The organism is Caballeronia zhejiangensis (genome assembly GCF_022879815.1).
In the GTDB taxonomy this organism is placed as follows: Bacteria; Pseudomonadota; Gammaproteobacteria; order Burkholderiales; family Burkholderiaceae; genus Caballeronia; species Caballeronia zhejiangensis.
The window spans coordinates 1,042,605-1,063,003 of sequence record NZ_CP084285.1 but is presented as its reverse complement, the minus strand read 5'-3'; the positions used below and the strand labels follow the sequence as shown (position 1 = coordinate 1,063,003).

At 60.0% G+C, this 20,399-nt stretch carries 15 protein-coding genes and 1 pseudogene; 8 read left to right on the top strand and 8 right to left on the bottom strand.

Annotated features, from left to right (window positions below; translation table 11 throughout):
• Positions 1–94: 94 nt before the first annotated feature.
• From LDZ23_RS25995 to LDZ23_RS25985, 3 genes are read right to left on the bottom strand one after another with little or no spacing between them, the layout of a single operon-like run.
• Positions 95–991 (bottom strand): transglutaminase family protein, encoded by an 897-nt coding sequence (locus LDZ23_RS25995; protein WP_008347810.1) that lies wholly within the window; start codon positions 989–991, stop codon positions 95–97.
• A complete protein-coding gene (locus tag LDZ23_RS25990) occupies positions 988–3,612 on the bottom strand; it encodes a circularly permuted type 2 ATP-grasp protein (RefSeq protein WP_008347809.1) in 2,625 nt (874 codons plus the stop codon). Before LDZ23_RS25990 ends, LDZ23_RS25995 begins: the two co-directional genes overlap by 4 nt.
• Before the next feature lie 37 nt (positions 3,613–3,649).
• A complete protein-coding gene (locus LDZ23_RS25985; protein WP_008347808.1) occupies positions 3,650–7,084 on the bottom strand; it encodes a transglutaminase family protein in 3,435 nt (1,144 codons plus the stop codon).
• 165 nt (positions 7,085–7,249) lie between these two features.
• Here LDZ23_RS25985 and LDZ23_RS25980 point away from each other — a divergent pair, with 165 nt between their 5' ends.
• On the top strand, positions 7,250–8,320 hold the full coding sequence (locus LDZ23_RS25980) for a zinc-binding metallopeptidase family protein (protein ID WP_008347807.1): 1,071 nt from the start codon (positions 7,250–7,252) through the stop codon (positions 8,318–8,320).
• A 10-nt stretch (positions 8,321–8,330) separates the two neighbouring features.
• Here the strand turns inward: LDZ23_RS25980 and LDZ23_RS25975 are convergent, their stop codons facing one another.
• Together LDZ23_RS25975 and LDZ23_RS25970 are read right to left on the bottom strand one after the other, a co-directional pair.
• Positions 8,331–9,326 (bottom strand): alpha-E domain-containing protein, encoded by a 996-nt coding sequence (locus tag LDZ23_RS25975; RefSeq protein WP_008347806.1) that lies wholly within the window; start codon positions 9,324–9,326, stop codon positions 8,331–8,333.
• 60 nt (positions 9,327–9,386) lie between these two features.
• Entirely contained in the window at positions 9,387–10,859 is a 1,473-nt protein-coding gene (locus tag LDZ23_RS25970; RefSeq protein WP_008347805.1) for a circularly permuted type 2 ATP-grasp protein, read from the bottom strand.
• A gap of 430 nt (positions 10,860–11,289) precedes the next feature.
• On the opposite strand from LDZ23_RS25970, the gene LDZ23_RS25965 reads away from it, so the two are divergent.
• From LDZ23_RS25965 to LDZ23_RS25940, 6 genes and pseudogenes are all read left to right on the top strand, one after another.
• On the top strand, positions 11,290–11,997 hold the full coding sequence (locus tag LDZ23_RS25965; RefSeq protein ID WP_244808261.1) for a YceH family protein: 708 nt from the start codon (positions 11,290–11,292) through the stop codon (positions 11,995–11,997).
• Between the two features lie 3 nt (positions 11,998–12,000).
• Positions 12,001–12,729 (top strand): annotated as a pseudogene (gene mnmC2, locus LDZ23_RS25960) (tRNA (5-methylaminomethyl-2-thiouridine)(34)-methyltransferase MnmC2); the annotation flags it as partial.
• A gap of 270 nt (positions 12,730–12,999) precedes the next feature.
• The gene (locus tag LDZ23_RS25955) at positions 13,000–13,200 is read left to right on the top strand and encodes a DUF3311 domain-containing protein (protein ID WP_008347802.1); all 201 of its coding nucleotides are present in this window, start codon (positions 13,000–13,002) and stop codon (positions 13,198–13,200) included.
• Positions 13,197–14,678, top strand: coding sequence for a monocarboxylate uptake permease MctP (mctP, locus tag LDZ23_RS25950; RefSeq protein ID WP_008347801.1), 1,482 nt, complete (start codon positions 13,197–13,199; stop codon positions 14,676–14,678). The genes LDZ23_RS25955 and mctP overlap by 4 nt, the downstream gene beginning before the upstream one ends.
• Positions 14,679–14,806: 128 nt before the next feature.
• On the top strand, positions 14,807–15,742 hold the full coding sequence (locus tag LDZ23_RS25945; protein ID WP_008347800.1) for an LLM class oxidoreductase: 936 nt from the start codon (positions 14,807–14,809) through the stop codon (positions 15,740–15,742).
• Positions 15,743–15,768: 26 nt separating this feature from the next.
• A complete protein-coding gene (locus LDZ23_RS25940; RefSeq protein WP_008347799.1) occupies positions 15,769–17,241 on the top strand; it encodes an amidase in 1,473 nt (490 codons plus the stop codon).
• Between the two features lie 14 nt (positions 17,242–17,255).
• Here LDZ23_RS25940 and LDZ23_RS25935 read toward each other — a convergent pair whose 3' ends face one another.
• Together LDZ23_RS25935 and LDZ23_RS25930 are read right to left on the bottom strand one after the other, a co-directional pair.
• Complete coding sequence (locus tag LDZ23_RS25935) at positions 17,256–17,657, bottom strand: H-NS histone family protein (RefSeq protein WP_008347797.1); 402 nt, start codon at positions 17,655–17,657, stop codon at positions 17,256–17,258.
• A 296-nt stretch (positions 17,658–17,953) separates the two neighbouring features.
• The gene (locus LDZ23_RS25930) at positions 17,954–18,394 is read right to left on the bottom strand and encodes a DUF3331 domain-containing protein (RefSeq protein WP_008347795.1); all 441 of its coding nucleotides are present in this window, start codon (positions 18,392–18,394) and stop codon (positions 17,954–17,956) included.
• Positions 18,395–18,853: 459 nt separating this feature from the next.
• On the opposite strand from LDZ23_RS25930, the gene LDZ23_RS25925 reads away from it, so the two are divergent.
• A complete protein-coding gene (locus LDZ23_RS25925; RefSeq protein WP_008347794.1) occupies positions 18,854–19,123 on the top strand; it encodes a DUF1488 family protein in 270 nt (89 codons plus the stop codon).
• Between the two features lie 9 nt (positions 19,124–19,132).
• On the opposite strand, the gene LDZ23_RS25920 is transcribed toward LDZ23_RS25925, so the two are convergent.
• Positions 19,133–20,392: a c-type cytochrome gene (locus tag LDZ23_RS25920; RefSeq protein WP_008347792.1), complete on the bottom strand. Its 1,260-nt coding sequence runs from the start codon at positions 20,390–20,392 to the stop codon at positions 19,133–19,135.
• Positions 20,393–20,399: the final 7 nt, after the last annotated feature.

Here is a 20,399-nt window from a genome sequence, read left to right as displayed (position 1 = left end):
CGAAAGGCATGCGCTAAAGCCTGCGCATGGCGACGAAAGCCCTAAACATTAACGCAGTATGGGATCGCGTGCTTTCTTTGCATGGACATGCACCTTATAACGCCAGCACATTCACCGCCACATCCACATGGTGCGCGCCTCCGCCGAGAATCATCCCGCGCAGCAACGACACATCGCTGTAATCGCGCCCCGTCGCGAGCGTCACATGGTCGAGGTCCGCGAGCACATCATTGGTCGGATCGAGGTCGATCCATCCGCTTTGCGGACAATGCACCGACACCCACGCATGCGAAGCATCGGCGCCGATCAACCTCGGGTGCCCCGGCGGCGGATCGTTGCGCAGATAGCCGCTCACATAACGAGCAGGCAATCCAAGCGCACGCAGGCAGCCGATCATCACTTGCGAGAAGTCCTGACACACGCCATGACGCAATTCGAACGCACGCGATGCGGGCGTATCGAACGCAGTCGCAGACGGTTTGTAGTCGAAGTCCGCATGAATGCGATGCATCAGATCGATGGCGCCCGCGACGAGCGGCGTGCCCTTATCGAAGCTCGCTTGCGCATACGCGCGCAATGCATGATCGAGCGAGATATTGGGCGACGCATAACAGAATTCGCTTTCCGGATAGAACGAACCACTCGCGCTGTAGCGCAAGCGATCCGCGACATCTTCCCAAGGCGGCGTCGCTTCGGCATCGAGCGCATCCCAGCGCGGCGTAAGCCGGACCGTGGTTTCGCTCGTCATCGAAAGCCGTTCGTGCGGCGCATCGAGCGAGAAGTACAACACGTCATTGCCGAATGCATCGACGCGGCTATGCACATAAGACGGTACCGGATCGATGCGCTCGGTATGCGAGATAACCTGCTGCCAGGGACAATGCAGCGGACGGATCGTCGCCAGGTGCTGCGCGATTTCGACGGGCGTCGAGTATCGATAGGTGGTCCGATGCGTGACCGCGAGCACGGTATCGTTCAGGCCAAGGCTCATGACGACACCTGTGCGGCAAGCGTATTCGCGTGACTGAAGTAGCGCGCGCTGACTTCGTTCGATGCCGCGCTGACCGACGCAATGAGCCGGTCGCATACCGCGATCAGCGCATCGTGACGGCCATCGGCCCGCGTTTCGCAGAGCGCGGTGAGATCGGGCAACGCATCGGCGTGAACGAGAAGATCAGCGAAACGTGTCGCTTGTGCGCGGCGTGCGCCACCGGCTGCGGCAGCGATCTCATCGAGCTTCGTACGCAAGCGCGAGTACACCCCATAGAGTCCGCGCGGATTGGTTTGATCGACGACGATGAGATCGATCAACGCCGGCACTTCGAGTCTTCCCGGATAAAGCGAGCGATACGTGAGCGTGCTGTCGAAGAGTTGCAAGAGAAGATCGAAGCCCGCGGGCGACGCGAGCGTGCCCCGCTCGGCGACGACATGCAGGATCGTAGCCATCGTCGATACGCGTTCGATATGTCTTCCGATGAAGAGCAGCCGCCATGCTTCATCACGCGTCATGCGATCGCCTTGCGCGCCGCTGATTGCGGACAATTGCGTCGCAAGATGTTCGAGCGCGCCTGCAAGCATCACGCGATCGTAATCGCGGCCAATGCGAACCGTGCCTTCATCTGCCTTATCGCTCGGCGAGAGACGCGCGAGCGCATCACGAAAGTCGTTGCGCGATGCGAGGATCGTGCGCCAGTGGTCCGTCGAAAGCCGGTCGCGAATTTCGCCACATGCGCGCGCCTGATCCGCGAGATTGTCGCCGATGCTCGTCGCTTTGCTCGATTCCGGCAAGCCCGCGACGAGCACACGTTCGAACGCTTGCGGCGTGCTGCGCGCGAGCGTTTCGCCCGATGGGATGAGTCCGCATTGCGATGCGAGTTCAGTGAGCGTCGGAAAGAGTTCTTCAGCATCGTTGCCATCGAGCATGCCGAGCAGAAGGCGGCACAAGCGCACGTTGTTTTCCGCGCGCTCGCCATAACGACCCGCCCAGAAAAGATTCTCCGCGGCTCGGCTCGACACGATGCGATGCTTGCGCAGCTCGCCCGGCTTCATCGGCGTCGGTTGCAACGACACGGCGCTACCGGGCTGGCTCGACATCACCCATGTATCGACGCTGCTGCCGCCGAACTGCATGGACACGGTCGCGCGCTTGTCGGCCGCGAGCCGCGTGAAGCCGCCTGGCATCACGCTCCAGCTTCCGTCGATGTTGGCGATCGCATAGGCGCGCAGCACGCATGGACGCGAGCCGAGCGCGCCATCATGAAAGCGCGGCGCCGTGGAGAACGGCAGATTCTCCTGCACCGTGAAGACATCCGGCGCGCGTTCGATGCGTTCGCGCCATGCCGAAAGCGCCTGCACGCCCGCATCGATGCCCGGTGCGTGATCGGCCTGCGCGCCAGGCCATGTCGGCGCGATGAGCGCGTGATCGAGGCGCTCGAATACTTCGGACCGCGCGGCTTCTTCGCCGCACCACCATGTCGGCACCGTCGGCAATTCCAGAGTTTCATCCAGCAAGGCTTGCGCAATGCCCGGCAAAAACGCGTTGAGCGCGGGGGATTCCGTGAAGCCCGCGCCCGGCACGTTCGACACCATCACATTGCCCGCACGCATGACCTGCAGCAAGCCGGGCACGCCGATGGTGGAGTCCGCGCGCAATTCGACGGGATCGCAGAATGCATCGTCAAGACGCCGTATCACTGCGTGCACGCGCGACAGGCCGGCAAGCGTCTTCAGATAGAGCTTGTCGTGCCGCACCGTGAGGTCCTTGCCTTCGACGAGCGTCACGCCCAGATATCGCGCGAGAAACACATGCTCGAAGTAAGTCTCGCTGAATGGGCCGGGACTCAGCAACGCGATATGCGGCGCATCGTTCGATGCATCGCTGCGGCCGTCGTCGTCATCGTGCATCGTCGCGCGAGCCGCTTGCGCGATCGTCGCGATGAGTTGCGAATAGGTCGCCGCGAGACGGCTCACATGCATCGCGCGAAAGGGATCGGCGAAGAGGCTCGAGACGATCAATCTGTTTTCGAGCGCATAACCCAAACCGGAAGGCACTTCGGTGCGATGCGCGATGACCGTCCACGAGCCGGATGGCGCGCGCGCGAGATCGACAGCGACGATCTGCAGAAAGCGGCCGCACGGCGGCATGAAACCCTTCACCGCGCGCAAGTAGCCGGGATGCCCGAAGACGAGCGCGCCCGGCAGCAGGCCGCGATGCAGCAATGTCTGCGGACCATAGACATCCGCGACGATCGCTTCCATCAAGCGCGCGCGTTGCGCAACGCCGCGCTCGATCAGCGCCCACTCTTCTTCATCGATGATGAGCGGCAGGAGATCGAGCGACCACGCACGCGGCTTGCCGTTATCGGCATACACGTTGTACGTGATGTCGTTGTCGCGCACCTGCTGCGCGACGGCGGCGACGCCATCGTCGAGCCGCTCGACGCCCTGCTCGCCGAGCAATTCGAAAAACTGACGCCAGGGCTCACGCAACTGGCCTGCCGCGTCGCGCAATTCGTCCCAATGCCCTTCGCGCGCGGGCAGCGTGCGCAGCAGCGCGAGCGCATCGATGCGGGCCGAGGCGATGTCGAAAGGCAAGGTCGATTGATAGGCCAATGTCGTCTCTGTTCTTTATTCGAATGATGATTGCACTTCAACGATAGCGCAGGTCGAGCGTGAACGGGAATTCGAGGCTGCGTTCGCGGGCTTCGACATGCATCGCACCGGGCGTGTGTCCTGTCGCGAAGAAGCGTGCGCGCCTGCGGCTTTCGGCTTCATAGGCGTTGACCGGGAAGGTTTGATAGTTGCGTCCGCCCGGATGCGCGACGTGGTACTGACATCCCCCGATCGCGCGTCCGGTCCATGTATCGACGATATCGAAGGTAAGCGGCGCATGTACGTCGATGGTCGGATGCAGGGATGCGGCTTGCGACCACGCGCGAAAGCGCACGCCGGCCACGTATTCGCTTACGCGCCCTGTAGGTTGCAGCGGCAGCGTCTCGCCATTGACAGTTACGACATGCCGATTGCCATTCAGTCCGAGCACGCGCACTTCGAGACGTTCGACGGATGAATCGACGAAACGCACCGTGCCGCCGATCGCGCCCTCTTCGCCCATGACGTGCCACGGTTCGAGTGCATTGCGGATCGTGAGCGCGATGCCGTTCGTATCGTATGCGCCGACGAGTGGGAAGCGGAACTCGAAATGCGGCGCGAACCAGCTTCGCTCGAATGCGAAGCCCGCTTCGCGCAACTCGCTGAGCACGTCGTCGAAATCCATTTGCACGAAAGTGCCGAGCATGAACCGGTCATGCAGTTCGGTGCCCCAGCGCGTGAGTCGCGCGGTATAGGGGGCGTTCCAAAATCGTGCAACGAGCGCGCGCAACAACAGTTGTTGCACGAGACTCATGCGCGCGTGCGGCGGCATTTCGAAGCCGCGCAGTTCGAGCAGGCCGAGCCGGCCAGTGGGTCCGTCGGGCGAATACAGCTTGTCGATGCAAAACTCCGCGCGGTGCGTGTTGCCCGTTACGTCGATCAGGATGTTGCGCAAAATGCGGTCGATAAGCCACGGCGGCACAGTGGCATTGCCGCGTCCGCCGAGCATGTCGAGTTGTCTTTGCAGTTCGGCGAACGCGATCTCGAGTTCATAGACCTGATCGTTGCGTGCTTCGTCGACGCGCGGCGCCTGACTCGTCGGACCGATAAAAAGCCCTGAAAACAGCATCGACAGCGATGGATGGTTATGCCAGTACGCGATCAGGCTCGCAAGCAGATCGGGGCGACGAAGGAATGGACTGTCGGCGGGTGTCGCACCGCCAAGCACGAAGTGATTGCCGCCGCCGGTGCCGGTGTGCCGGCCATCGAGCATGAATTTCTCGGGGCTTAAATACGACTCGTGCGCCGCGTTGTACAAGAACTCCGTGTGTTCGACAAGATCGTTCCAGTTCGCAGCCGGATGAATGTTCACCTCGATCACGCCCGGATCCGGCGTCACCTGGAGCATCTTGAGACGCGCATCGCGCGGCGGCGGATAGCCTTCGACAATGACCGGAATCTTCAGATCGGAAGCCGTGGCTTCGATGGCCGCAAGCAGATCGAGATAGTCGTCGAGTTCGGTGAGCGGCGGCATGAAGACATGCATCAGCTTGTTGCCGTTGCCGAGCTTTTCGAGGGCGTCGGCTTCCGCTTTCGGACCGGCCGCGCGCGCGGGGTCACGCGCTTCCACGCACACAGCGGTCCGCGCGATCCAGCCAGCCGACTCGCCGCGTTGCGGGACGCGCTCCCGCGACGGACCCGTTGCCATTGCATGCCGCGTTCCGACCGCATCGGCATTTTGCATGCGCGATTCATTATCCAAATCCGCATATTGCATGCGTAATTCAGTCGCGGTGCGCAATGGCGTCGACGGCGCGAACGGATCGTGCGCGTGCTGCCACGGATAATCGCCTTCCGAAACCCACGGCAGCGAGTCGAGCGGCAAACGGTAGCCCATCGGCGAATCGCCCGGAATCAGGTACATGCGCTCGTCGCGGAAGAACCACGGACCGCTGGTCCAGCGGCCCGGCTGCATCGTGGGGGCGTCTTCGCGCGAAATCGGCAGCGCGTAGCCCGTAATCGACGGAAGTCCTGCATCGAACACACGCCGCAGCCGGGCGCGCTCGAGTTCGTCGTCCAGACGCGAGTCGAAAGGATCGACGTTCACCGGCAAGCGGCGTTCGCGCCACAGGTAGTACCACGTATCCTCGTAGGCGGGTTGAATGTATTTTGAATCCAAAGACAACTTGCCAGCGAGATGACGAATGAAGCGCGCGGCGTCATCCGATGTGTAAGACGCGGGCTGCCGCTCGTCCGCAAAAAGCGACGGATCGTGCCAGCACGGTTCGCCATCCGCGCGCCAGAAAAGCGACAGCGCCCAGCGCGGCAATTGCTCGCCCGGATACCACTTGCCCTGTCCGATGTGCAGGAAGCCGCTTGCGCCGTACTGCGCGCGCAGCTTGTCCATCAGCGAAACGGCGTAGGCGCGCTTCGTCGGGCCCAGCGCATCGGTGTTCCATTCCGGTTCATCGCGATCGCGAACCGAAACATAAGTCGGCTCGCCACCCATGGTGAGACGCACATCGGATGCATTCAATCGCGCATCCACCTGCTCGCCCATACGCAGCACCGCGTTCCAGTCTTCCTCGCTATAAGGCTTCGTCACGCGCGGCGTTTCGAGCACGCGCTCGATCGACATCGCATGAACGAATTCGACTTCGCATTTGTCAATCGCGCCAGAGACCGGTGCCGCACTGTCCGGCTCCGGCGTGCACGCGACCGGAATATGTCCTTCGCCGGCGAGCAGGCCGGAAGTAGGATCGAAGCCTATCCAGCCCGCTCCAGGCAGGAACACTTCGCACCACGCGTGCAGGTCGGTGAAGTCCACTTCGGTGCCGCTCGGGCCATCGAGCGATTTGGTATCCGGTGCGAGCTGCAACAGATAGCCCGACACGAAGCGCGCCGCCAGCCCGAGATGACGCAGCGTTTCCACGAGTAGCCAGCCCGAATCCCGGCACGAACCCGCCGCGCTTTCAAGCGTTTCCTCGGGCGTCTGCACGCCCGGCTCCATGCGGATCAGATAGCGAATCTCGTGGGATAGCCTTTGATTCAATTCGACGAGAAAATCGATCGTCGCGCGCGGGGAGCGATCGATACTTTCGACAAATGCGGCAAAGCGCGGAGTCGGCTCACGCTTGACCATGTAAGGCGCGAGATCATGCAGCAATTCTGGCGCATAGCTGAATGGAAACTTTTCGGCGGCCGGTTCGAGAAAAAAGTCGAACGGGTTATAGACGGCCATTTCCGCAACGAGATCGACCGTTACCTTGAATTCGCGCGTTTTCTCGGGGAAAACCAGTCGCGCCTGATAGTTCGCGAACGCGTCCTGCTGCCAGTTGATGAAATGATCCTCTGGCTCGACACGCATCGAATACGACACGATCGGCGTCCGGCAATGGGGCGCAGGCCGCAAGCGCACGACTTGCGGCGAAAGACCGACGAGCCGGTCATAGCGATAGTGCGTGACATGGTTCAACGCGACACGAATGGACACACCGGACTCCTTTGCTCAATTGACGCCGCGCACACAAGCCGCGCTGCAACGCGTTTTTCTGCTTGTCATGGAAAAAACGTTCTGACTACGGCACGATGTTTGCGACTGCTTCGCCGATAGCGCGCACACTGAACCTCGCGCAATAACACTTCCGCCGACCACACGATGAAGACCTTTCACTGCAATCGCTGCAACCAGCTCGTGTTCTTCGAGAACACGCATTGCGAAAACTGCGGCGCGCGGCTCGGCTATGTGCCCGAGATCAGTCAGATCAGCGCCTTCGAAGAAAACGGGGACGGTCGCTGGCGCAGCCTGCATCCGCTCGCCAAAGATCTCCTCTATCGGCCGTGCCATAACTACGTGGTCGAAAATGTCTGCAACTGGGTCGTTCCTGCGCCCGACGTCGATCCGGCCGACCCGCTGTGCTGCTCGTGCCAATTGACGAGCACCATTCCCAACCTCTCGAATCCGGAAAACCGCGTCTACTGGTATCGCATCGAAGCCGCGAAGCGCCGCCTGCTGTACACGTTTTCCGAGTTGGGCCTGCCCGTGAGGTCGCGTCAGGAAGATCCCGAGCGCGGCCTCGAATTCCAGTTTCTCGAAGCCGATGCGCAAGGCCATGGCGTAATGACGGGCCATAACAACGGCATCATCACGCTCAACATCGCTGAAGCTGACGATGCTCATCGCGAGAAAACGCGCTCTGCGCTTCACGAGCCGTATCGCACCTTGCTCGGTCATTTCCGTCATGAATCCGGGCATTACTTCTTTGATCGCCTGATCGCGGACACCGCCCGCATCGCACCGTTTCGCACTGCATTCGGCGACGAACAAGCCGACTACGCCGCCGCACTCGACCGCCATTACCAGGAAGGTCCGCCCGCTCAATGGGAAGACAACTTCATCAGTGCCTACGCCACGATGCATCCGTGGGAAGACTGGGCGGAGACCTGGGCGCATTATCTGCATATCGTCGACACGCTCGATACCGCCGTATCGTGCGGCCTCGTGCTCGTGCCCGATAGTCCGCACGAGCCGACGCTTACCGATCAGACGCCCGTCGACGAAACCACGTTTGATAACCTCATGAAACGCTGGTTTCCACTCACTTATGTCCTGAATAGCCTGAATCGCAGCCTCGGCATGCCCGACGGCTATCCGTTCACGCTCGCGCCGCCTGTCATCGACAAGCTCCGCTTCGTGCATCGTGTCGTCGCGGCGGCGGCCAAGCGCTGAACGCACGCGCTCAGCCTTTGCTTTGCGACTGCGACTGCGTTTGCGATTGCATCGGCGGTTCCGGCTCGATCGGCAACAGAAAGTCGCGGCTCACACGGCCTGCGAGATCGTTCACGCGCGCGAGGAAATCCACGAGATAAGCGTGCAATCCGCCTTTCAGGATGTCGACGATGCGCCCGTTCTTCAGTTCCGAACTCAATTGCGCGGCGAGCCTCGCCGCTTCCGTATCCCGCCCTTTCGTCACGTGGCCGATCAACTGCTCCACTTCTGCGATGCTCGCTGCAAGGGAACGCGGCCAGTCGCCATAAAGAATCAGCAGCCCCGCCACGCGTTCGGGCGTAATGACATCGCGATAAACGCGGCGATACACCTCAAAACCCGATACCGAACCGAGCACTGCCACCCAATGGTGATAATCGAACGGCTGTGCGGAAGTATCCGCGCGCTGTTCCATCATTTCAAACTTGACGTCGAGAATGCGCGCTGTATTGTCCGCCCGTTCGATGAAAGTGCCGAGACGCATGAAATAGAACGCATCGTCCTTTACGAGCGTGCCGAGCTGCACGCCGCGCGAAAGATGCGAGCGGAACTTCACCCATTCGAAGAACGTATAGGGTTCGCGCTCGAGAATGCCGTCGGCAAGCATGCGCTGACAGTCGAGCCACGTCGTGTTGAGCGATTCCCATAACTCGCTGTTGGTCGAACTGCGCACGGCCCGCGCATTTTCGCGTGCAGCACGCAAACAACTGACGATGGACGAAGGATTCGACAGATCGCGGGCCATGAAGTCGATCACGTCGCGGCTTTTCATGCCGTGATGCGCGGCTGAATAAATTCCGCTCAATTCCGATATCGACAACATCGCGCGCCATCCCAGTTCCGCATACTCATCGGACTGCGGCAAAAGCGAGAGCTGATAGTTCGCATCGAGCATCCGGGCGGTGTTTTCGGCGCGTTCGGTATAGCGCGCCATCCAGAAGAGATGATCCGCGGTACGGCTCAGCATGGGTGATCCCGGTTGTTTGTCGTTGTCTTTGGTGACGCAGCGCTTTATTTATGACTGACCTCAGCGCTCGAGTACCCACGTATCTTTTGTGCCACCGCCTTGCGATGAATTCACGACGAGCGAACCTTCCCGCAATGCAACCCGCGTCAGGCCTCCCGGCACCATTCGCACTTCAGTGCCCGATAGCACGAACGGACGCAGATCGATGTGACGCGGCGCGATTCCTGTCTCCACATATGTCGGACAGGTGGAAAGTGCGAGCGTCGGCTGCGCGATGTACTTCTCCGGATGCGCTTCGAGCACAGCACGAAACTCGGCAATCTGCGCCGCGGTCGAAGCCGGGCCGACCAGCATGCCGTAACCGCCCGCGCCATGCGTCTCCTTTACGACGAGTTCGGGAAGATGGTCGAGCACATACTTCAGATCATCCGGCTTGCGGCACATCCACGTCGGCACATTGTTGAGAATCGGCTCTTCGCCGAGATAAAAGCGCACCATGTCCGGCACATACGGATAGATCGATTTATCGTCCGCGATGCCCGTCCCCACCGCGTTGCATAACGAGACGTTACCCGCGCGGTATGCACCGATCAAACCCGGCACGCCGAGCGCGGAATCCGGCCGGAACACGAGCGGGTCGAGAAAATCATCGTCGATGCGGCGATAGATCACGTCGACGCGCTGCGGCCCTTGTGTCGTACGCATATACAGATAATCGTTCTCGACAAAGAGATCCTGCCCTTCGACGAGTTCGACGCCCATCTGCTGCGCCAGAAACGCGTGCTCGAAATAAGCCGAGTTATACATCCCCGGTGTCATCACGACGATGGTCGGATTTTCGACTGCCGCGGGCGCGGCCGCGCGCAAGGTATCGAGCAGCAAGTCCGGATAGTGCGCCACCGGCGCCACGCGATTGCGCGCGAATAGATCGGGAAATAGCCGCATCATCATCTTGCGGTTTTCGAGCATGTACGAAACGCCCGATGGCACGCGCAAGTTATCTTCGAGCACATAAAACTCACCCTGCCCGGCTCGCACGATATCGATGCCCGCGATGTGCGCGTAAATATCGCGCGCAACATCGACGCCACGCATCTCGGGACGATATTGAGCGTTGCCGAGTATCTGCGCCTCGGGAATGATGCCCGCGCGAATGATGTCCTGCTGATGATAGATATCGTGGATGAAGCGGTTGAGCGCGTTCACGCGCTGCCGCAGGCCGCGCTCCAACGCGCGCCATTCATCGGCGGGGAAGATGCGCGGAATGACATCGAATGGAATCGTGCGCTCCGGAATGATGCCGGGCAGATCGCTCGTTCCGTAGACCGCGAAGGTTATGCCGACACGCCTGAAGTTGAGATCCGCTTCGGCGCGTTTGAGATCGATCTGCTGCTCGCTTTGAGCGGAAAGCCAGGCCATGAAATCGCGGTAATGCGTGCGTGGATCACCCACGCCGCGAAATGCCACCGCCGGCAACCCGCGCGCCTCCAGATCGCTGCGCTCGAACATCTCGTTGAAGAATGCTTGCGTCATAGCCGGTCTTCCAAATGAAGTGCATGCCGGGGCGTCGATTCCCCTTCGCTCGTATTTCTGGTTGCACTCGCAAACGCTTGAAGAGCCCGAAAGACGCGACGCACCCGACCGCATGGTACGTCGATAGGCGACCTCGAAGCGCGATGCTCACTTATCCGTCACACCATTGCTGTGTGAAGCATCGATTGCGCGGGCAGCCCAGTGCCGATGCAGAAAAAGCAACTTCGATGCCAATGATTAAAGCGGTTCGCCTCCTTATATAAAGCACGCTACGAATACGCCGTCGCGATCTTTTGCACCAAAACAGCGCATCGCTGCCGGACAATGCACGTGCGCTGGATGAACTTCATGCTGCATCGAGGTGCGTGAATGACAGAAGCTTCCTGCGGCGCCGGTATGATAGGCGTCTTACTGCACGTCAATCACGCTTATGAACACGCCCTCTGAAGCCACACCCCGTCCCGCACTGCGCGAACTCACGCCGCTTGAAGCCCGCGTGCTCGGCGTGCTCGTCGAGAAACAGCATACCGTGCCTGACACCTATCCTCTTTCGTTGAATTCCCTAACCGCGGGATGCAATCAGAAGACCGCACGCGCCCCGGTGATGAGCGTAAGCGAGGACGAAGTGCTGACGACGATCGATGGCCTTGAACGCCTGAGTCTCGTCATCGAAGGCAGCAGCAGCCGTGTGCCGCGCTTCGAACATAACGTGAACCGCGTGCTCGGCGTGCCGAGTCAGTCAGTTGCGCTACTTGCCACGCTATTCCTGCGGGGCCCGCAAACCGCGGCGGAGTTGCGCGCGAACAGTGCGCGGCTGCATTCGTTCGCGGATATATCATCGGTCGAGAGCTTTCTGGATGAACTCGCCGCGAATGATCCGCCGCGTGTTGTGAAGCTGCCGCGCACACCGGGCGAGCGCGAAAGCCGCTGGATGCATCTGCTTTGCGGCGAAGTAAGCTTGAGCGATATGCCTTCGCGCGAAACTCAAGGCGGCGAATCTTATTCCCTTTCCGAATTCGAAGCGTTGAAGTCCGAGCAAAAGCGCCTTGCTCATGAAGTCACGCAATTGCGCGCAATGGTTCAGCAAATGGCAGGCGAACTGGGCATCACGCTCGATCAATCGTCGCCCGATGCCTGAACGATGGAAGCGCCGCTGATTCCGGCATCGCTCGTGTTCCGTGACGGAACCCCGTATTCGCCGCGTCACGACGACATATATCACAGCGCGGCGGGCGCGCTGGCTCAGGCGCGCCATGTCTTTCTCGATGGCAATGACTTGCCCGCGCGCTGGCGCGGCAAGCATGGCTTCACGGTGCTCGAGACCGGCTTCGGCATGGGCATCAATTTCCTTGCGACGTGGGCCGCGTGGCTCGACGATGCACATCGGCCGCCGACGCTCGAATACGTATCGATAGAAAAGCATCCATTCCGCGCAGACGATCTACGCGCGGCGCACGCGGCGATCATCGACGATGCCGCTATCGCGCCGCTGGCCGACGCGCTCATTCGCGCATGGCCTCTGCTCGAAGGCGGCGTGCATCGGCGAACGTTCGTTGCCGGCGCGGTCAGGTTGACGCTTGGCTATGGCGACGCCGCCGACTTCTTGCCACGCCTGGCCGATCATGGCGTTGCAGCGGACGCCATCTATCTCGACGGCTTTGCGCCAGCCAAGAATCCGGACATGTGGACGCCCGCCGTATTCGCTTCGCTGGCGCGCATGGCAAAAGACGACGCAACCTTCGCCACGTTCACCAGCGCGGGCATTGTCAAACGCGCACTCATCGAAAGCGGATTCGAATATCGCAAGCTTGCAGGCTTCGGCGGCAAGCGCGCGATGCTCGCCGGCATGCGAGCGAGTTCTCCGCGCGTCATAACTTCGTAAGCATGTATCGCGCGTTTTTGAAGGCATGAAATGACCAAAGCTATCGGCGATTCGTCGAATTCGGCGGACGCGGAAAGCCTTGCGTAAGCATCGATTGGCACAAGCCCTTTCCATCTCTTAGGCGTCCGGCAATAAAAGCGAATTAGTTGGATAATGCGCAGCCGTTCGCGGCGCGGCGCTCACTCCCATCGGCAGAACATTCGCGGAGGCCGCGCGCCGGCAAGTTCTTATCAGCGCCGATTCACGAGGAGAATAGCTTTGGAATCCGATAACGATGCGCCCCGTGGCCCATGGCTTTGGGTTGCGCTTTTTATACCCTACGTCGCACTGCTTTGGCTGCCGTTCTATAACGACACACGGCCTTCCTTCGCGGGCTTTCCGTTTTTCTATTGGTATCAGTTCTTGTGGGTGCCGCTCACTTCGCTCCTGCTTTACATCGTGCACAGGGGCCTGAAATGAACGATCTCACGCCAGTCGATCCGGTCGCGATGACCATCTTCATCGCATTCTTCGTGCTCGTGACCGTCGTCGGCTTCTTCGCCGCGCGCTGGAAGCGAGGCGATCTCACACAGCTTCACGAATGGGGCCTCGGCGGCCGCCAGTTCGGCGTATTGATTTCATGGTTTCTCGTCGGCGGCGATTTCTATACGGCCTATACCGTGATTGCCGTGCCGGCACTTGTGTATTCGGTCGGCGCGTATGGCTTCTTTGCACTGCCCTATACGATCATCGTCTATCCGTTCGTGTTTGCGGTGATGCCCAAACTGTGGAAGATCGCCCATGCGAAAAACCACATCACGGGCGCCGATTACGTGCAGGGCGAATACGGCGGCAAATGGTTTCCTGCTGCGGTGGCGATCACGGGCATCGTCGCAACGATGCCCTATATCGCGCTTCAGCTCGTCGGCATGCAAGTTGTCATCAAGGGCCTCGGCGTGACGGGCGAACTGCCGCTCATCATCGCATTCGTGATTCTTGCGCTTTATACCTATACGAGCGGGCTGCGCGCCCCCGCGATGATCGCCTTCGTGAAGGACATCATGATCTATATCGTCGTGATCGCGGCGGTATGGCTGATTCCTTTGAAGCTGGGCGGTTACGCGCATGTATTCGATTCGGCCGATCAATACTTCAAGGCGAAAGGTGGCCCGACGGGCATCATTCTCAAGCCGGGACAATTCACGGCTTATGCATCGCTCGCGCTCGGCTCCGCGCTCGCCGCATTCATGTATCCGCATACGATGACGGCCGTGCTCTCGTCTTCATCCGCGATGACGGTGCGCAAGAACGCCATCTTCCTGCCAGCCTATACGCTGCTTCTGGGCTTGATCGCGCTGCTGGGCTATATGGCGATCGCGGCGGGCGTGCATGTGAAGTCGGCATCGGATGTCGTGCCGGCGTTGTTCGGCACGCTGTTTCCCTCGTGGTTCGTGGGCTTCGCGGCTGCGGCTATCGCGATCAGCGCACTCGTGCCGGCGGCGATCATGTCGATCGGCGCAGCGAATCTGTTCACCCGTAACTTGTGGCGTCCACTCGTATCGCCTGACATGTCATCCACGGCTGAAGCATCGACGGCGAAGCTCGTATCGCTCGTCGTGAAATTCGGCGCGTTGCTATTCATCGTGTTCCTGCCGACACAGTATGCGATCGACCTGCAGTTGCTCGGCGGCGTATGGATTCTGCAGATATTCCCGGCCATCGTGTTCACGCTCTATACGCGCCGATTGACCACGCCCGGCCTATTTCTGGGTTGGCTGTTCGGTATCGTGCTGGGCACCGGCCTCGCGATCTCGCAAGGCCTCAAGCCGGTTTATGTCGTCCATCTCGGTGATGCTTCGTGGCCGGTCTATATCGGCCTGATTGCACTCGTCGTGAATGTCATCGTCACGTATGTCGTATCGATCGTCACTCGGCGCAGCCTAGTGCCCGCTGCTTAAAGACTCGCGCTTCAACGATGCCTGGTGCTTTATCGCGCCGGGCATCGTTTATCAAGGCAGTGATACCATCAGCGTCGGACCCTTTCCTCGACGCAACGCGTGTCATGAACGCTAGCGAAAACACTCCAATGTCGTCTCCGATCGCGAACTCGGTTTTCGCGCAAGACAAGCTCTCTATCGGCATCACGCTGCCGATCACGCGCGATAACGATAGCGTCGTCGACTACAGCGAACAGCTATCGCTGGCGCGGCTGGCCGACCGGCTCGGCTTTCGTGCGCTCTGGGTCCGCGACGTGCCGCTCAATAGTATCGAGTATCCCGATCCGGTCGGACATCTCGACCCTTGGGTGCTGCTCGGCGCGCTGGCATCGAACACGGAACGCATTGCGCTCATCAGCGGCGCAATCGTGTTGACGCTCAGACATCCCCTTCATGTCGCCAAAGGCGCAATCTCCGTCGACGCCCTGTCTCGGCAACGCTTCATACTGGGCGTCGGTTCAGGCGATCGTCCACCGGAATACGCCGCGTTCGGCCGCGATCCGGATACACGGCGCGATCTGTACAGGCAACATTGGGAAACGCTCGCCGCTGCCGTCACCGTGCCCTCTCGCGTGATCCCCGATCATGCACCTCGAGGCGCGCCCGACTTCTATCTTTTGCCTCGCCATAACACTTCCATTCCAATGCTCGCCGTCGGTTCGGGCGGTCAGAGCGTCGACTGGATTGCGCGTCATTCGCTTGGCTGGATGACTTATCATCGCGAGCCGCAAGCTCAGCGCGGGCGATATAGCATGTGGCGTGCTGCGGTCGATCGCGCGACGTCCGGCGCTTTTCGTGCATTCGGCGTCGCAATGCGGCTCGATCTCAGCGAAGATGCGAACGAACCCGCTGTCGACATATCGCTCGGCTATCGCACGGGACGTCGCGCGCTCGTTGCGCTCTTGCGCGAGATGCGCGAGAACGGAACGCATCATGTGACGCTCAACATCACATCGGAACGACGAGCCGCGCGCGATATCATCGAAGAAGTCGCCGCACATGTTCTTCCCGAGTTTCATTGCTGAATCCGTCTGCCATTCACGACATAGCCATGACCGCACTCGACGCAAAGTCCGTCTCAACGCCCGATAAGGATATTGTTTCGCTCGAAGCTATCGCGCTGACTCGAGCAATTCATGCGCGCGACGTCTCGTGCGTCGAAGTGATGAACGCCTATCTCGCGCAAATCGATCGCTTCAATCCTGTCGTGAATGCGATCGTTGCGATGCAGGATCGCGATGCACTACGCTCTCTCGCCGCCGAGCGCGATGCACAGCTATCCCGCGGAGAGAGCCTTGGACCTCTGCATGGCTTTCCACAAGCGCCCAAAGATATCCTTCCCGTCGCGGGAATGGTCACGACGAAAGGCTCTCCTCTCTATGCAGGCGAACTTTCGAAGATGGACGCCGTCATCTTCGAGCGCATGCGCAACGCGGGCGCGATATTCATTGGCCGCACTAATTCGCCGGAATTCGGCTTGGGCGGACATACCTATAACCCGGTGTATGGGACCACGCGCAACGCCTTCGACCAATCGCGTTCGGGGGGCGGAAGCAGCGGCGGCGCGGCGGTTTCCGTCGCGTTGCACATGCTGCCCTTCGCGGACGGCACCGACATGATGGGCTCACTGCGCACGCCCGCTGCATTCAATAACGTCTTCGGCTTTCGCACGACGCCAGGATGCGTGCCGTATGCGCCAAGCGACGACGTCTTCTTCCAGCAATTCAGCGTCGCCGGGCCGATCGCGCGAACCATTCCCGATCTGGGACTATTGTTGTCGGTACAGGCCGGCTTCGACGTCCGCGCGCCTCTTTCACGCAGAAACGACAAGCCCGCCGACTTCGCGAACGCGCTCGAGCGCGATGTGCGCGGCACGCGTATTGGCTGGCTCGGCGACCTGAACGGACATCTGCCGATGGAAGCGGGTTTGATGGAGACGTATTTATCGGCGCTGCGTCACTTCGAAACGGCGGGCTGCATCGTGGAGGCTGCCGATATCGACTTTGATCTCGACTGTCTATGGAAAGCCTGGATCGATTTGCGCAGCCTTACCTTCTCCGGCACCAATGCGCCGCTTTATCGCGACGCCGCCAAGAGAAAGTTGCTCAAACCGGAAGCGGTATGGGAGATTGAACGAGGTCTGAAGTTATCGGGAGAAGATGCGTCCCGTGCAATTCGCGATCGGACGGCCTGGTATCAGGCAATCAATGCGCTATTCGATCGTTTTGACCATCTCGTGTTTCCTTCGGCGCAGGTCTTTCCGTTTGATGCGGACTTGGACTGGCCGCATGTTATCGACGGCCGCGAGATGGATACCTATCATCGCTGGATGGAGACCGTCGTTCCGGCGACGATGGCATCGCTGCCCGCGCTAAGCGCGCCAGCCGGATTGGGTGCCGGCGGCTTGCCGGCCGGATTGCAAATCATTGGACCGACGCAAGGCGAACTTGGCGTATTGCAGATCGGGCTTGCTTATGATCGGGCAAGCGGTTTTTCCCGCGTGCGCAGTCCCTTGCTCGCCTAAGCCTTCCCTTACCTTTAGGCAGCGGCGTTCCGTGCACTCTTTCTTTTGCGCGCGCCGTTCTTGCTGGCAGCACCATTGATCAGATACACGCTGCGGTCAGGCGCATCCTTGATCCAAGCGGGCGGACGAGCATGTCCGCTCCAGGTGGCGCCCGATTCCGGGTCGCGATATTTCGGCGGCAACTTGGACTTGGTCGCTCCTTTTCTGGAAATGGCCGATTGACCAGAACCCGCAGGACGGCCGCGTGTTTTTCGCGTGCCTGAACCGGCCTTGGCGAGATCGGCAATGGTCAAGCCGAACTCGTCCATCATTGCCCGAATTTTGGCGATGACCTCGATCGACTTTCTTTCCCGCAATACATCCGCGCGACGCTGCAATTTCTGAATCTGGCTTTCCAACTGTGCCAATGTGGCCATAACTCCTCCCATAGATTTCTGCAAGCGGCGAATGGAATGAGCAATGTAATGCGTCCGCGCGACGCACGATTGCCATCCTTTGCAGATCTTATATGGATAACGCCCAAGCCAAGCGCTCTTGCAAGAAAAACGCAGATGTCGTTAGCGCGCTCGCAGATACACCTGAACTTGAACGAGCTTGGTCATCGTCCGCTCATCAGACGATACGCGATAACGCATCCCTTTGGATCATCAAGGCAGGTCGCGCATGGCCACAGACGCGTGCTTCGCGCACGCGTCTCGCGGACGAAAGCCGATCACTCGGAAACGAGGCTCGCTTCCTGTTCAGCCGGAGTGAGCGCAAGCGCCAGAATCATTGCGCCGCTATTGAGCGGGACCGAACTGCCGACACGCCTCGGCCTATAAACAGGCTGTCCGCGCCTGATCGCCTGACCGCTCAAGGCACACGTTCCGCGCTTGCGGGCAGTGCAAAGGGCCCAGACCTGCTCCGAGTAATTGAACGACGTGGGATCGTGCCAGGATAGCGAGAGCGTCGATTCGCTCAAGCGCTCCAGCACGCGAATATTGACGCAATGCCCGTCGGTGGATCCGATGCATGCGGTCTTGCCTTGGACATTCCGTACGAGCGGTCGTGTCATCAGTGAGAGCTTCTCGTTCGCTTCCGAAGGGCGGTTCGGAAGGCTGTCGAGCATTGCCAGGGTACGGCTCCAGGGATCCATCAACGATGGATGCTTCATGTTCCGCTCCTGCTGGCGACAACGCCCGCCGCAACAGAAGCCGCGTAGACGTTGCCGGTGAAGTTCCGGGAATGCGCCGCACGACCCGCTTGCTGATGCGGTGTGCCGCGCCGCTTCGGATGATCGTTCCTAGAGTAGTACACCTGAGCATGCTTTTCTTTTCATTTTTCATGGACATTCATGGACAACCCCGCCGTTGTTGCCGGTATGGGATCTCGCGCGGCGTCGAATCCCGCAGGTTGCACCTCAGACTACTCCGCAAATCTTTAACGTCGGTGAACGCCGAATACGAACGTTCGATTCATTCATATGAAGTTTGTCCCCGCGTTGGAACCGCCTTGAAGCGAAAAACGCCTGCTTCTGGCCGTTTGCGCACGTTTCCCGCTCATTCGAGGATTCGCGAGTTCACCAAATTCTGACACAATAAAATTCAGCGAAACGTATCTCTCCTGTCGAACCATGACGAGCAAGCTCCTGATCCATGCCACTATTTCGGCGGACCGCGCCTCCGTCAGCTTCGTCGCGTTCTCTCGCGAGCAGGCCATTCAATGCAACATCACGCGCAAGGCGTTGGAACAGTGCTTTTGGGCACCGACAGGAGCAAGCGACGAGCGCTTGCTAAAAGCCCTGAGCGATGGTTATGAGCGCATCAGTGCACGTGTGCATCGCAAATTCCTCGCGCATCCATCCAGTTCGATTCACCTGGATGTCATCGATTTTTCTTCCTGACCCATACACTCACTGCGTCGCCTTGCGCATCTTCGTCACGTCCGATGCCTGCACAGCCGGCGTGCCGTTGTTCCACGCGCCCCGGATGAAAGTAAGTACGTCCGCGATCTGCTGATCGTTCAGCACGGGTGCATAGCGCGGCATCGGGTAAGGCGCGGGCACGCCGCCGATAACCAGATCGCCGGTGCCGTTCAGCGTCACGTTGATCAGCGACGATGCATCCTTTTCCAGAACGTTTGGATTGCCCGCGAGCGGCGCAAGCATGGGTGCGAAGCCACGGCCGTCCGCACCATGACAATGCAAGCAATAGGCGGTATAGACCCGCGCTCCCGAATCCGATGCGGCCGGACGCGACAAGGACACTTTCGTCGCTTTGGGATCATATGAATAGCGCGGTCCGCCATTGCCCCCCGACGCGGGCAACGACTTCAAATAGCGCGCCATCGCGGCAAGATCGTCGTCACTCAACATCTGCGTGCTGTTGTTGACGACGCTCGTCATCGAGCCGAATGCAGACGCGTGCGCGTTCGCGCCCGTCTTGAGAAAGCTGGCAATGTCCTGCTCCGACCAGCGCCCGAGGCCAGTATTGTGCTCGCCCGTCAGGTTGGAAGCGAACCAGTTATCGAGCAAGCCGCCCGTCAAATAGGCGCTATTGCTTTCGTCGAGTCCTTTTTCCTGAAATGCGATGCCCCGCGGCGTGTGGCATGAGCCGCAATGTCCGAGTCCCTGAATGAGATAAGCGCCACGATTCCACGCGACATCCTTTCCGGATTTGTTCTGATAAACGCCCTTTTCCAGAAAGACCGCGTTCCATAGCTTAAGCGGCCAGCGCATATTGAGCGGCCATTTCATGTCCGGCTCACGATTGGCCTGCTTGACGGGTGTGACGCCATGCATGAAATACGCGTAAAGCGCATGCATGTCCTCGTCGTTTATCTTTGCATAAGAAGGGTAAGGCATTGCCGGATAAAGGTTATGCCCATCCTTCGCAACGCCCTCGCGCAAGGCGCGCGCGAAGTCCTCTTCCGTGTAGCGGCCGATTCCCGTGTCCGGATCGGGCGTGATATTGGTCGTATAGATCGCGCCCAACGGCGTCATCATCGGCAAACCGCCTGCGAGCGGCTTGCCTTTTTGAGTCGAGTGACAAGCGACGCAATCGCCTGCTCGCGCGAGATAGGCGCCACGCGTGACGAGTGCATCGTCGGCTGCATGAGCCGAGGACGCCAATGCAAACAGCATCGCAAAGAGAGGCTTGAATGCGTTCTTCATGACGGGC